Origin of the sequence: Xanthomonas hortorum (assembly GCF_024339125.1) — a bacterium.
Classification (GTDB): Bacteria; Pseudomonadota; Gammaproteobacteria; order Xanthomonadales; family Xanthomonadaceae; genus Xanthomonas; species Xanthomonas hortorum.
The window spans coordinates 4,487,096-4,500,960 of sequence record NZ_CP101417.1; the positions used below are offsets into that span (position 1 = coordinate 4,487,096).

Annotated in this window: 9 protein-coding genes; 4 read left to right on the forward strand and 5 right to left on the reverse strand. The window is 64.4% G+C overall.

Features of this window, described 5'->3' with window-relative positions; translation table 11 throughout:
- Positions 1 to 528 precede the first annotated feature (528 nt).
- Positions 529 to 1,827: a diguanylate cyclase gene (locus NMB96_RS19255; protein ID WP_023903885.1), complete on the forward strand. Its 1,299-nt coding sequence runs from the start codon at positions 529 to 531 to the stop codon at positions 1,825 to 1,827.
- Positions 1,828 to 1,913: 86 nt separating this feature from the next.
- Here NMB96_RS19255 and NMB96_RS19260 read toward each other — a convergent pair whose 3' ends face one another.
- The 5 genes from NMB96_RS19260 to NMB96_RS19280 form a co-directional block, all read right to left on the reverse strand.
- Entirely contained in the window at positions 1,914 to 3,221 is a 1,308-nt protein-coding gene (locus NMB96_RS19260; protein ID WP_023903886.1) for an MFS transporter, read from the reverse strand.
- A gap of 991 nt (positions 3,222 to 4,212) precedes the next feature.
- The gene (locus tag NMB96_RS19265; RefSeq protein WP_023904289.1) at positions 4,213 to 4,491 is read right to left on the reverse strand and encodes a hypothetical protein; all 279 of its coding nucleotides are present in this window, start codon (positions 4,489 to 4,491) and stop codon (positions 4,213 to 4,215) included.
- Complete coding sequence (locus NMB96_RS19270; protein ID WP_023904290.1) at positions 4,481 to 6,829, reverse strand: FdhF/YdeP family oxidoreductase; 2,349 nt, start codon at positions 6,827 to 6,829, stop codon at positions 4,481 to 4,483. The genes NMB96_RS19265 and NMB96_RS19270 overlap by 11 nt, the downstream gene beginning before the upstream one ends.
- Positions 6,826 to 7,671 (reverse strand): formate dehydrogenase accessory sulfurtransferase FdhD, encoded by an 846-nt coding sequence (gene fdhD / locus NMB96_RS19275; protein WP_255085427.1) that lies wholly within the window; start codon positions 7,669 to 7,671, stop codon positions 6,826 to 6,828. The genes NMB96_RS19270 and fdhD overlap by 4 nt, the downstream gene beginning before the upstream one ends.
- A gap of 6 nt (positions 7,672 to 7,677) precedes the next feature.
- Positions 7,678 to 9,354, reverse strand: coding sequence for an OFA family MFS transporter (locus NMB96_RS19280; protein WP_006449708.1), 1,677 nt, complete (start codon positions 9,352 to 9,354; stop codon positions 7,678 to 7,680).
- Between the two features lie 396 nt (positions 9,355 to 9,750).
- On the opposite strand from NMB96_RS19280, the gene aptA reads away from it, so the two are divergent.
- The 3 genes from aptA (at position 9,751) to NMB96_RS19295 (ending at position 13,691) form a co-directional block, all read left to right on the forward strand.
- Complete coding sequence (gene aptA, locus NMB96_RS19285) at positions 9,751 to 11,115, forward strand: omega-aminotransferase AptA (protein WP_183086736.1); 1,365 nt, start codon at positions 9,751 to 9,753, stop codon at positions 11,113 to 11,115.
- A gap of 125 nt (positions 11,116 to 11,240) precedes the next feature.
- Positions 11,241 to 12,095 carry a plasmid replication/partition related protein gene (locus NMB96_RS19290; protein ID WP_255085428.1) on the forward strand — a complete coding sequence of 285 codons (855 nt, stop codon included), beginning with the start codon at positions 11,241 to 11,243 and terminating at the stop codon, positions 12,093 to 12,095.
- Between the two features lie 291 nt (positions 12,096 to 12,386).
- A complete protein-coding gene (locus NMB96_RS19295; protein WP_255085429.1) occupies positions 12,387 to 13,691 on the forward strand; it encodes a DUF445 domain-containing protein in 1,305 nt (434 codons plus the stop codon).
- The last annotated feature ends 174 nt before the right edge of the window (positions 13,692 to 13,865 follow it).

Below are 13,865 nucleotides of genomic sequence, written 5' to 3' on the forward strand. Positions count from 1 at the left end.
ATCGCAGGACACGCTGCAAGTACGTCCTTGTAAGCTCTTACGCGGCATCCATGCCGCGTAAGGTCCCGCGACGGTGGGCGGGCAAGGACCAGTCAAGATGATCGGTGTGCATGGTGCAAGCAATGCCTTACGTGGGTTGCTTAGATAACGGCACGCCTGATTCATCTTCTCAATGTAAGCCGAGCGATGGACAAGCTTTAAGAAAGCAACCGACAAACTCTCTGGTGCGGTGTCCTCACCGCTTGCGGGACCGTGTGGCGGCATGGATGCCGCCACCGAGCCTACATGGACGTACTTGCGGCGTGTCCCGCGAGCGGTGAGGGCACCGCGCCCTTGACCCACGCAGCGTTTGATCTGGACCTCATCCGCCAAGATGCGGCCGACAAAAACCACTGCACTCACTGACAGGCGCTCGCTCGCTAGGTCTTGTTAGCCGCTCTTAGTCTTCGCCACTTTGAGACGAAGCGCTCAAGTTTTGGCGAGCAGAGCCGCTAGCTGGTATGACGGTTCGATCCGCACGGCTAACCGATGTCCCCAGGCACCTTACATCGCAATAGTGAAAGCGCAGTCTTGCCGCAACGCGTGTTGCTGGTGGAAAACTCGCGCACGTTCACCAGCATGCTGCGCGAAGCCATTGAGCAACGTGTGGAACTGCCCGTGACGGTTGTCTCGACCCTGGCCGAAGCGGCACGCGTACTCGACGAAGAAGATGGTTGGTTCCTGGTCCTGACCGGGCTGGTGCTGGTGGATGGCGACCGCGACAAGGTCGTGGAGTTTTTCCTTTCGCGCAAACTGCCCACCGTGGTGGTCAGCGGCGTCTACGACGAGGATCTGCGCCAGCGCGTGCTGCAGCAGCAGATCATCGATTACGTGCTCAAAAATGCGCCAGGTGCGATCGAGTATCTGGCCTGGCTGGTGCAGCGCCTGGAGCGCAATCGGCGTATCGCCGCATTGGTGGTGGACGACTCCTTGTCTGCGCGTACCTATGCCGGCGCATTGCTGTCGATGTATGGTTATCGCGTGGTGCTCGCTGCCGATGGTGCCTCTGGCTTGCAGGCGATCGAGCGCGATCCCGGCATTCGCCTGACCATCGTCGATCAGGAAATGCCCGGCATGGAAGGCGTGGAATTCACCCGCCGGCTGCGTGCGATCCGCTCACGCGACAAGGTTGCCGTGATCGGCATTTCCGGCAACAGCGATTCGTCGCTGATCCCGCGTTTTCTCAAGAACGGTGCCAACGATTTCCTGCGCAAACCCTTCTCACGCGAAGAATTCTTCTGCCGCGTGTCGCAGAACGTGGACCAGCTGGAACTGATCGGCACGCTGCAGGACCTGGCCACCCGCGACTTCCTCACCGGCCTGCCCAATCGGCGCTATTTTCTGGAACAGAGCCAGCGGGTGATCCCCACCTTGCTGTCGCAGGATCAGACGGTGACTGCGGCCATGGTGGATATCGACCACTTCAAACATATCAACGACACCTGGGGCCACGAAGCCGGGGACCAGGCATTGCGTGCGGTGGCCGCCTCGGTCTCCGGGCATGCGCGGCCGCAGGATCTGGTAGCGCGCTTCGGCGGCGAAGAATTCTGCCTGCTGGTACCGGGGCTGGATGTCGCCAACGCCAGCGACTATTTCGAAACCTTGCGTGAGCGCATCAGTGCCTTGCGCGTGCGCGTGGGCGACGAAACGCTGAGCATGACGGTCAGCATCGGCGTGTGCATCGCCAGCGAAGGCGACCAGTCGCTGCATCATCTGTTGAACGAGGCGGACAAGCACCTGTATCTGGCCAAGGCCGGCGGTCGCAATCAGGTTCGTCTGGCAGTCTGATCGAGGCCGGCTGAGCTGCTCAGCAAGCGCCTGCCGGCGCATGCAATCAAGCATGAGATAGCGCTTCATCGCGCGTCAGCGCGCTCCTACACGAACGGATGCGCTTCGCTGGAGCGGCGCCGCATCGCACGCGCCGCGATCAACGCCAACAGACTCAACACCGCAGCGCCCCCAAGATACTGCCCGACCGCCTGCACGCCATAACGTGCGGCCAGTTGCGTGGCCACATACGGCGCCGGCGCCGCACCCAGAATGCTGGCCAGATTGAACGACAACGAGGCGCCGGTGTAACGCACCTCGGTGGGATACAACTCGGCCAGCAGCGTGCCGCAGGGGCCGTAGGTCAATCCCATGAAGAAGAAGCCCAACCCCAGGAAGATCAACACCTGCAACGGATGATTGGCCTGAAACAGCGGCGCAAATGCCAGCCCGAACACGATGATCGCAATGCTGGCCAGCATCATCGCCAACGGTGCACCATGGCGATCACCAAACTTGGCCGAAAGCGGAATGCCGATCGCGAAAAAGACGATACCGGCCATCTGCAGCAGCAGAAACTGCTCCTTGTCGTAGCCCAGCGTCTTGGTGCCGTAACCCAGCGCGAACACCGTCATCAGATAGAACAGCACAAAGGTGGCGAACGCACCCAGCGTGCCGATGATCAAGGCCGGCCAGTGCTGGGTGATCACCGTGCCCAATGGCAGGCGTACGCGTGTTTTGTGGTCCAGGGTCTTCTGGAAATCGGGTGTCTCGGTGATGCTCAGGCGCACCCACAAGCCGGTCAGCACCAGCAATGCACTGGCCAGAAACGGCACCCGCCAGCCCCACTGCATGAACTGCGCATCGTCGAGCACTGCGCCCATGCCCAGGAAGGTGCCAGTGGACAATAGAAAGCCCAGCGGCGCGCCCAGCTGCGGAAACATGCCGTACCACACGCGTTTACCCGGCGGCGCGTTTTCGGTGGCAAGCAACACTGCCCCGCCCCATTCGCCGCCCAGACCCAGGCCCTGTCCGAAGCGGCACAACGCCAGCAGCGCGGGCGCAAACACGCCGATCTGCGCGTAGCTGGGCAGCAAGCCGATCGCCACCGTGGACAAGCCCATCGTCAGCAGCGCCGCCACCAACGTGGCCTTGCGCCCGACCCGATCGCCGAAGTGGCCGAACACGGCCGAGCCCACCGGCCGCGCGACAAAGGCGACGGCAAATGTCGCAAGCGACTGCAGCATCGCGGCGCTGCCATCGCCGGCAGGAAAGAACAAGGTGGGGAACACCAGCACCGCGGCAGTGGCGTAAATATAGAAATCGAAGAACTCGATGGTGGTGCCGATCAAACTGGCGAACAGCACGCGCGCAGGCGAATTGATGGGCGAAGCAAGCGGCGCGGCAGCAGTCATCGTTGATCGGCATCCAGACAAGACAAGATGGCCGATTCTGGCAGATTGCAGCAGCAGTTTGCGCGGACCAACCGGCCTGGGAAAAGTTACAGGCGTGACCGTCCTCTTTGTGGCAGCAGGGCTGTGAGATCTCGGTTGAAGCGGTGAAGGAGTGCGGATAGATCACTTGTAGAGCGGATGATCTTCGGCTTGGCTGCAGAGCCCTTGCCCGCCCACCATCGCGGGACACGCTGCAAGTAAGGGAGCGTTTGAACAATGCGGATAGATCGCTTGTAGAGCCGACGATCTTCGGCTTGGCTGCAGGGCCCTTGCCCGCCCAGCATCGTGGGACACACGGAAAGTTAGGAGCGTTTGGACGATGCAGATAGATCGCTTGTAGAGCCGATGATCTTTGGCCTGGCTGCAGGGTCCTTGCCCGCCCACCGTCGCGGGACACGCCGCAAGTACGTCCATGTAGGCTCTTACGCGGCATCCATGCCGCGTAAGGTCCCGCGACGGTGGGCGGGCAAGGACCAGTCGAGATGGTCGGTAGGCATGGCTTTCGACAGAGCAACCAGCAACCTATCTGGTGCGGTGTCCTCACCGATTGCGGGACCGTGTGGCGGCATGGATGCCGCCACCGAGCCTACATGGACGTACTTGCGGCGTGTCCCGCGAGCGGTGAGGGCACCGCGCTCTCGACTAACCAGGCTTTTGACGTAAGCATTTGACTGCATCGAACGACGAGACGACTCGAAATCTCGGTCGTCTTGAAGTATTTGCCCTTGCGGATAGATCAGTTCTAGAGCCGATGATCTTCAGCTTTGCTGCAGGGCCCTCGCCCGCCCACCGTCGCGGGACACGCCGCAAGTACGTCCGTGTAGGCTCTTACGCGGCATCCATGCCGCGTAAGGTCCCGCGACGGTGGGCGGGCAAGGGCCAGTCGAGATGGTCGGTGTGCATGTTGAGAAAGTCGGTGTGCATGGTTGCATGCAAACAACCAGCAACTTTCTTAGTCAACGTGTGGCGCTTGCGCCGTTTCGCGCTGCGCATGCGCTGCCAACCCGGCAGGCGTCAGCAGCGCGAATTGCCGCTCGCCGCGGTCTTCCACCTGGATCCAACCCGGACCAGGTTGGCCATCAAGACTGGCGCTGCCCAGCCAGGCCAATGTGCGCAGCAGCACGCTCATGCGCACACCCAATTGCTTGCACAACCGCGCCAGCGACACGCCATCGGGTGCGTCGGCCAGCGCTGTGAGCAGCTGCGCGGTGAGCTGTGGATCAGCGGACAAGCACGGCCCCGATATCGCGTGATGCCGCGTCGGCCGTTTCGGCGCGATGCGGCAGCACGATCACCGGAATCGACTTGGAGGTCGGCGTGCGCGCTTCGTCGGCGAAGCTGGATAGCGGCACCAGCGCGTTGGTTTCCGGGTAGTAGGCCGCTAGACAGCCGCGCGGGATGTTGTAGTCCACCAGCAGGAAGCGGCGCGCCTCGCGGTGTACGCCGTCCTCGCACAGGCTTTCCAGGTCCACCCAGTCGCCGGCCTTCATGTTCAACGCTGCGATGTCGGCGCCGTTGATGAAGAGCACGCGGCGCTCGCCGAATACGCCGCGATAGCGATCGTCCAGGCCGTAGATGGTGGTGTTGTATTGATCGTGCGAGCGCGTGGTGGCCAGCGTAAACACCATCTGGTCGCTGTGGCTGCGACGTGCGCGATGGATCGGGTTGTCGGTGGGCACTGCGTGCGGCTTGAACACTGCGCGCTGTTCGGGCGTCACCCACTGGCGGTCGCGCGCAGTGTTGGACAGACGAAATCCGCCCGGCGTGCGCACGCGCTGATTGAAGTCGGCAAAGTCCGGGAATACCTGCGCGATCAGATCGCGCACCCGGTCGTAGTCGCCTACCAACCAACGCCAGCGGATTGCACTGCGCGGACCCAAGGTGGCCTCGGCCAGGCGCGCCACGATCGCCGGCTCGGACAGCAGGTCCGGAGAGGCCGGCGGATTGATGCCGGCCGACAGATGCACCATGCTCATCGAATCTTCCACCGTCACGCCTTGCGAGCCGGCATCCTGGATGTCGATTTCGGTACGGCCCAGGCACGGCAGGATCAACGCATCGCGGCCATGCACCAGGTGGCTGCGGTTGAGCTTGGTGGTGACATGCACGGTGAGTTCGCAATTGCGCAGCGCGCGATGCGTGGCATCGGTATCCGGCGTGGCGGCGGCGAAGTTGCCACCCATCGCAAAGAACACCTTGCCGCGCCCGTCCAGCATCGCCTCGATCGCACCGACGGTGTCGAAGCCGTCTTCGCGCGGTGGCGCAAAGCCGAACACCGATTGCAGCTTGTCCAGGAATGCGGCCGGCGGTTTTTCGTAGATCATCATCGTGCGGTCACCCTGCACGTTGCTGTGCCCGCGCACCGGGCATACGCCTGCGCCGGGGCGGCCCAGATGGCCGCGCAGCAACAGCAGGTTGGTGATCATGTGGATGGTGGCCACCGAGTGCTTGTGCTGGGTGATGCCCATCCCCCAGCAGGCGATCACGCGCTCGGCGTTGAGATAAATTTCGCCGGCCTTGCGCAGCGCCGTTTCGTCCAGGCCGGACTCTTCGACGATGGTGTCCCAGGCTTCCGCATGCACGTCGGCAGCAAACGCGTCGAAGTTGGCGGTGTGTTCGGCGATGAACTCCAGATCCAGCAAACGCGGCGTGCCATCGCGCTGTGCCTGCGTATCGCGCTCGAGCACATGCTTGATGATGCCCTTCACCGCCGCCAGATCGCCGCCGATCTTGAGCTGGAAATAATCCGAGGCGATGCGCGTGGAGCCGTTGTGCAGCATCTCCAGCTTGTCCTGCGGGTCGGCGAACTTCTCCAGCCCGCGCTCGCGCAGCGGATTGAACGCCGCAATCGCTGCGCCACGCTTGGAGGCCTGGCGCAATTCGCCAAGCATGCGCGGATGATTGGTGCCCGGGTTCTGGCCGAAGATGAAGATGGCATCGGCCAGTTCGAAGTCGTGCAGCGACACCGTGCCCTTGCCCACGCCGATCTGCGAACGCAGCGCGGTGCCGGAGGGCTCGTGGCACATGTTGGAACAGTCGGGGAAGTTGTTGGTGCCGAACTCGCGCACGAACAACTGATACAGAAACGCCGCCTCGTTGCTGGTGCGCCCGGAGGTGTAGAAGATCGCCTCGTCCGGCGACGCCAGGCCATTGAGGTGCCCGGCGATCTGCGCGAAGGCATCGTCCCAGCTCACCGGCACGTAGTGATCGGTGGCCGCGTCGTAGCGCATCGGGTGGGTCAGGCGGCCCTGCCCTTCCAGCCAGTAATCGCTGTATTGCGACAGCAGACTGACGCTGTGCGCGGCGAACAACTCGTTGCCGGCGCGACGCGCGGTGGATTCGGCCGCCACGGCCTTGGCGCCGTTCTCGCAGAATTCGAAGGTGGAGGTGTGATCGCGATCGGGCCAGGCGCAGCCGGGGCAGTCGAAGCCGTCCGGTTGGTTGGCGTGCAGCAGCGTCTTGGCGCCCTGCACCGCGATGTCCTGTTCCATCAGGTGCTTGGCTACCGAGCGCAATGCGCCCCAGCCGCCGGCGGGATTGTCGTACTGCTGGATGGTTTTCTTGCTCATGCGGGCTCTCCCACGCCAACGCCCAGATCCAGGCGCTGCGGATGGCTGTAAACGACACAATCGTGATCGCGGGCAAACCCGATAAGGGTCAGTCCCGCACTGTCGGCCAGGCTGATCGCCAGCGCGGTCGGTGCCGAAATCGCTGCAAGCAGCGGAATCCGGGCCTGCGCGGCTTTCATGGCCATTTCGTAACTGGCGCGGCTTGTGACAACCGCAAACCCTTGCGCTGCATCGATGCGGTCGCGCGCCAATGCACCAATCAACTTGTCCAGCGCGTTATGCCGGCCAACGTCTTCGCGCACGTAGCGCACAACCCCTTGCGCATCGGCCCAACCGGCGGCATGCACCGCGCCGGTCTGCGCGGCGATCGGCTGCTGCGCATGCAATGCATCCAACGCACGCGCCAATGCATCCACATCGATCTGCAGCGAGGATTGCAGCACCGGCGGCACACGCAACACCGCTTCGATGGATTCGTTGCCGCACACCCCGCAACCGCTGCGTCCATCCAGATTGCGCCGCCGCTGGTCCAACGCGGCGGCGCGCTCGGGTGGAATCTCGATCTGCAGCGAGGCGCCTTCCAGAAAGGTCTCCACTGCAATCACCCGCAAGTCTTGCGGGTGATCGACGATGCCTTCGCTCAACGAAAACCCAAGGGCGAAATCTTCCAGGTCCTCCGGCGTGGCCATCATCACCGCGAATGGCACGCCGTTGTAATTGAAGGCGACCGGCATTTCGGCCGCCACCATGTCCTGCACCGTGGCGCTGCGACCGCCGCGGTGGCGACGGACCGTGCGCACCACACTACCGGGGCGCACGGAGCGGGCAGACGAAGTGGTCATCTCATCTCAATGAAACAGCACGAAGGCTTTTTGTAGCGTGACCCAGATACCGAACAGCATCGGGATACCGACCGCCAGCCACGCAAACGCCACCAGTGCAGGATTACCGCCGTGCCCGATGCGCGCCATTTGCTCGGGCGGCAACACGCCATGCCCGCTACGGTCCACTTTCTCGTGCGCCAGCTGCTTTTCGCGCGCCAACTCGTCGGGCGTCATGAAGTGGCGCGCGGCCACCGGGCGCACCAACAGATTGCAGATCAGACCGAGCACCAACATGCCGGCGAGGATGTACATGGTGGTGTTGTAGACCTGTGACGGCGGGCTGCCGTGGGCCAGCTGGTACTCACGCATATAGCCGACGACCACCGGGCCGAGGATGCCGGCGGTGGCCCAGGCGGTCAGCAGGCGGCCGTGGATGGCACCGACCATCTGGGTACCGAACAGGTCGGCCAGATACGCCGGAATGGTGGCGAAGCCGCCGCCATACATCGACAGGATGATGCAGAAGATGCCGGCGAACAGCGCGATGCCGCCCACGTCACCGGCCGACGGCGCCGCCGCGTACAGGCAGATGCCGAGCACGAAGAACAGCGTGTAGGTGTTCTTGCGGCCGAGCTTGTCGGACATGCTGGCCCAGAAGAAGCGGCCACCGATATTGAACAGGCTCAACAGACCGGTAAACCCGGCAGCAATGGCGGCGATGCTGGCCAGCTGGGTCGGATCCAGGCTGCCGAAACCGACGTCCACGCCGATCAACCGGCCGCCGAACACTTCCTGCAACATCGGAGAGGACATGCCGATCACGCCGATACCGGCCGAGACGTTCAGGCACAGCACGCCCCACAGCAGCCAGAACTGCGGGATGCCCCAGACCTTGCTCACGTGCACGTGGTTGGCGGTGATCATGGCGTTGTTGCTGGCCACCGGTGCGGTCCAGCCGGCGGGCGTCCAGCCGCTCGGCGGGACGCGGTAGCCGAACGCACCGGCCATCATGAAGACGAAGTACAGCGCCGCCATCACCAGGAAGGTTTCCATCACGCCCACCGAGGTCGGCGTGGCGAAGTGGCGCATCAGCGCATCGGCCAGCGGGCTGCCGATCATCGCGCCGCCGCCGAAGCCCATGATCGCCATGCCGGTCGCCATGCCGCGGCGGTCGGGGAACCACTTGATCAGGGTCGACACCGGGGAGATGTAGCCCAGGCCCAGACCAATCCCGCCGATCACGCCCGAGCCCAGCCACAGCATCCAGATCTGATGGAAGTGGATGCCGGCGGCCGAAATCACCAGGCCGCCGCACCAGCACAGCGCCGAGACCACACCGGCCTTGCGCGGGCCGGCGCGTTCCAGCCAACCGCCCCAGATCGCCGCCGAGCAGCCCAGCAGCACGAAGAACAGCGTGTACATCCACTGCAGCTCGCTGATCTTCCAGTCGCAGGTGGTGGCGACCATGCGCGCGAACAGGCCCATGTCGGCCGGGCACGCGATCGCCTCGGTGATGCCCAGCGCCTTGGACAACGGTAGCCAGAACACGCTGAAGCCGTAGGCCATGCCGATACACAGATGGATCGCCAGCGCTGCCGGCGGAACCAACCAACGATTGAACCCCGGACGCGCAATGATGCGCTCCTTGGACAGCAGACCGGCGTCTGCGCTGGCTGTCGCCACGGTGGACCCTTGTGTCATTCCGTTCCCCAAAAAATACGATGAGTGCGATGTAGAGCGACCGACAAACGACTGCGCGAAGAGTGTGTCAGCGGCCCCGAATACGATTGATGGCTGCGATCGATTGGCGTGTTGCGATAAGGGCAGCAGCGACTACCAGGCCCAACAGGCAGTCGTCTGGCGCATCATCGGCGATCACTGGATCTTTGCAATGCTTCGACCCAGCCCCATCCCCTGCCCGCGTCCCGCCACAGCCCGCGCCACAAGGCATTCCCGGAGGTTAGCGGCCGACGCTGCGACTAATTGACTAGTCCGTGCAGGCCGCGCGACGCGTGTCGCGGAATCGGCGTCGCAATCGGGCATTCCCAGGGGTGACGGGCGACGCGACGCCTGCCGTACAGTCATGCCATCCCCGCGATGGAGCCTGCAATGCACGACCACCCGCTGAACGATCAGGCGCATGCGTTACAGGCACCCTCGCAATTGGACGCGTTCTGGATGCCGTTCACCGCCAACCGCCAGTTCAAGGCGCGCCCGCGCCTGCTGGCCTCGGCGGCCGGCATGTATTACCGCGATGTCGACGGCCGCCAGGTCCTGGATGGCGCCGCCGGCCTGTGGTGCTGCAATGCCGGCCATGGCCGCGAGCGCATCGTGGCGGCGATCCGCGCGCAAGCCGGCACGCTGGATTTTGCGCCGACCTTCCAGATGGGTTCGCCGCTGCCGTTCGTGCTGGCGCAGCGGCTGGCCGCGATCGCCCCGCCCGGGCTAGGCCATGTGTTCTTCACCAACTCCGGCTCGGAGGCGGTGGATAGCGCGATGAAGATCGTGCTGGCCTATCACCGCCTGCGCGGCGAGGGCCAGCGCACCCGCTTCATCGGCCGCGAGAAGGCGTATCACGGGGTCGGCTTCGGCGGCATGTCGATCGGTGGGCTGCCCAACAACCGCAAATGGTTCGGCCCGCTGCTGGCCGGCACCGACCATCTGCGGCACACGCTCGATATCGAACGCAATGCCTACTCACGTGGCCTGCCCGCGCACGGCGCCGAGCTGGCCGACGATCTGGAACGGCTGATCACCTTGCACGACGCCTCCACCATCGCCGCGGTGTTCGTCGAACCGGTGTCCGGCTCGGCCGGCGTGATCCTGCCGCCGGAAGGCTATCTGCAACGGCTGCGCGCCATCTGCGACCGCCACGGCATCGTGCTGGTATTCGACGAAGTGATCACCGGCTTCGGGCGGGTCGGCGAGGCCTTTGCGGCGCAGCGCTTCGGCGTCACCCCGGACCTGATCACCGCCGCCAAGGGCCTGACCAGCGGCACCGTGCCGATGGGCGCAGTGGTGGTGGCCGATACGATCCACGCTGTCTTCATGCACGGGCCGGAAGCGGCGATCGAACTCTTCCACGGCTACACCTATTCCGGCCACCCGCTGGCCTGCGCCGCGGCGATCGCCACGCTGGACGTCTACGCCGAAGAGGATCTGTTTTCGCGCGCGATCACGCTAGGCCCGCAGTGGGAAGACGCGCTGCACGGCCTGCGCGGGCTGCCGCACGTGATCGACATCCGCAACGTCGGCCTGATCGGCGCGATCGAGCTGGCACCGCGCGACGGTGCGCCGGGCGCACGTGGCTACGAGGTGTTCGAGCGCTGCTTCCATGACGGCGGCCTGCTGGTGCGCGTCACCGGCGATGTCATCGCGTTGTCGCCACCGCTGATCGTCACGCCCGAGCAGATCGGGCAGATCGTCGAAACGCTGGGCAGGATCCTGCGCAGCATTGCTTGATGACAGCGGCTTGATGACGGCTGCGTAAGCGCCCGCGTGTAGCGCCCGGGCGCGTCGCGGTCAAGCGCGCAAAGCCGGAGCAGGCTCACTACAATGCCGGCCCCGCACTTCCCCGCAGTTGCCGCATGAACATCGTTGTCAAAGAAGAACTCAAGGCCTATATCGACCCGCTGACGCCCGACGAGCACGAGGCGCTGGAACGCAGCCTGCTGGCCGAGGGCTGCCGCGATGCGTTGGTGTTGTGGGGCGATGTGCTGGTGGATGGCCACAACCGCTACGGCATCTGCCAGAAGCACGATCTGCCGTTCCAGACCGTGCAGAACCCGCGTTTCCAGTCGATGCAGGACGTGCATCTGTGGATGATCGAGCAGCACCTGGGCCGGCGCAGCGTGTCGGACTTCCAGCGTGGCGTGCTGGCGCTGCGCAAGCGCGAGATCCTGGCTGCGCGCCAACGTACCCAGCGCGATGCCGACGCCGCTGCCGAAGCGCCGGTGGTCGGCGATGACCAGCCCGACACCGGCCTCGATGACAGCGCCGCACGCAGCACCGATGACAGCGACAGCCCACCGTGGGAAGAGACCTCCACCCCGGTCAGCCGCGCCGAGCTGGCGCGCGAGGCGCGCCTGAGCAACAACCAGGTGGTGATGATCGAGCGCATTCACAAACAGGCCGCCCCGGAAGTGGTGCAGGCCGTGCGGGCCGGCGAGATTTCGATCAGCGCCGCCGCCGCCGTGGCGACCTTGTCCGAGGACGAGCAACGCGCCGCCGCGCAGGCCGGCAAGGCCGAGCTCAAGCAGGCCGCCAAACGGGTGCGCGATGCCAAGCGCAAACCCAAATCCGAGGAAGCCGAAGGTGGCGAAGCCGAACGCCGCGATGTGAAAGCGCTGCAACGCCGCGTCACCGAGCTGGAAACCGAAAACACCGCGCTGCTGGCCAAGGTAGCTGCGCTGCAGTCGCAGCTGGAGCGTCTGCGCGGCTGAGTGCACGACAGACCGCAGCGCGTCACCCGTAGGAGCGCACCTGGGCGCGATGGGCTTTCCCGGTAACGCCATCGCGCGCAAGCGCGCTCCTACCGAACCATCACGCCGCAATCGCGAACGGCAACCCGCGCGCGACCGATCGGTGTAACCACCCGTAGGAGCGCCCTCGGGCGCGATGGCGTTACCGGGAAAGCCTCATCGCGCCCGAGGGCGCTCCTACGACCACGCCAGCAGCGTTGTCAGGCATCGCCGTGGACATGCCATCCGCACGCGACTGGGTACACTCAGGCCATGGAACCAAGCGTCAGCACTCCCCGCCCCATCGATCCCCGTCGTGCCCAGCTGCAGCGCATGAAGCTGTTGGCGGTGGCCCTGTTGGTGGCCATGTTTGCCGGCTTTGTCGTCAGTCACCTGATGGGCGAGCAAGGCATCTGGGCCTGGGTGTCGGCCTTTTGCGAGGCGGCCACGGTCGGTGCGCTGGCCGACTGGTTTGCGGTGGTGGCCTTGTTCCGCCGCCCGATGGGGCTGCCGATTCCGCATACCGCCATCCTGCCGCGCGGCAAGGACCGCCTGGCCGACGGCCTGGCCGGTTTCGTGCGCGACCAGTTTCTCGCCCCCGATGCATTGATGGACAAGCTGCGCGTGTTCGACCCTGCCAGCCGGCTCGGCGAATGGCTGGCCAAACCCGAGCAGGCCCGCATGCTCGCGCAGATGGCGCGCGGCTGGATGCAGCAGGCGCTGGAGTTGCTGGACGAAGAAGCCGTGCGTGGCGCGATCCAACGCTTCGTCGTCGACCGCCTGCGCAAATGGAATGCCGCCGCAACCGCCGGCGATGTGATGGCGCTGCTCACCACCGACGGCCGCCATCAGAAGTTGCTGGATGAAGTCCTGCTGCGGCTGGGCGAATGGCTGGACCAGGAACAGGTCAAGACGCGTGCCTCGGCATTGATCGTGCGCTACGCACGCCGCGAGTGGCCCAAGCTGGTCGGCACGGTGAACTGGGTCAAGCCGATCGAAGAGATCGGCGACAGCCTGGCCGACCGCATGACACGTGCAGCGATCGAAGAACTGCAAGACATTCTCAAGACGCCCGAGCACCCAATCAGGCTCGACTACGAGGCGTGGCTGCAGCGCTACATTGCGCGCCTGCGCGACGAGCCGGAAATGGCCGTGCGCGTGGAAGAGCTCAAGCAGCGCGCGATCGAACATCCTGCGCTGCAGGAGTATGTGCAAGGCCTGTGGGGCGAGATTCGCGATGCGCTGCGCAACGACCTGGCACGTGAACAATCGTCGATGGCCGCGCATATGGAGCGCTCGATGCAATCGCTCGGCCAGGCGTTGTCGTCGGACCCCTCACTGCGTGAAGCACTCAATCAGCATATGTTGCAGGCTGCTGACAAACTCACCTCGCGCTTGCGTGTCTCGGTGACCGAACATATTGCATCGACGATGAAAAGTTGGGACGAACGTCACCTCGTCGAACAATTGGAATTGGGTGTCGGACGCGATCTGCAATACATTCGGTTCAATGGAACGCTGGTTGGTGGATTGATTGGCCTTGCTCTTCATGCGCTGTCGATCTGGCTTGCGTTCTGATGCACTGGCAGTGACGTGATCACTCACTGACAGCTGCCCAATCACGGCCAGCCGCTGACGGCCACCTATTATTTGCCGGCCACCAATGGCACGTTGCAGCACCAGGGGAGTGCTGCACGGACTGGATGATCTTCAAGCGGTACCACGAGGTCGACCTCGCCGTCGGCCAGGACA

What these genes read in the sequence shown, in the direction of transcription:
- NMB96_RS19255 (WP_023903885.1), top strand. Translation starts at nt 529, where the DNA reads ATGTCCCCAGGCACCTTACATCGCAATAGTGAAAGCGCAGTCTTGCCG.
- NMB96_RS19260 (WP_023903886.1), bottom strand. Translation starts at nt 3,221, where the DNA reads ATGACTGCTGCCGCGCCGCTTGCTTCGCCCATCAATTCGCCTGCGCGC.
- NMB96_RS19270 (WP_023904290.1), bottom strand. Translation starts at nt 6,829, where the DNA reads ATGAGCAAGAAAACCATCCAGCAGTACGACAATCCCGCCGGCGGCTGG.
- fdhD (WP_255085427.1), bottom strand. Translation starts at nt 7,671, where the DNA reads ATGACCACTTCGTCTGCCCGCTCCGTGCGCCCCGGTAGTGTGGTGCGC.
- NMB96_RS19280 (WP_006449708.1), bottom strand. Translation starts at nt 9,354, where the DNA reads ATGACACAAGGGTCCACCGTGGCGACAGCCAGCGCAGACGCCGGTCTG.
- aptA (WP_183086736.1), top strand. Translation starts at nt 9,751, where the DNA reads ATGGAGCCTGCAATGCACGACCACCCGCTGAACGATCAGGCGCATGCG.
- NMB96_RS19290 (WP_255085428.1), top strand. Translation starts at nt 11,241, where the DNA reads ATGAACATCGTTGTCAAAGAAGAACTCAAGGCCTATATCGACCCGCTG.
- NMB96_RS19295 (WP_255085429.1), top strand. Translation starts at nt 12,387, where the DNA reads ATGGAACCAAGCGTCAGCACTCCCCGCCCCATCGATCCCCGTCGTGCC.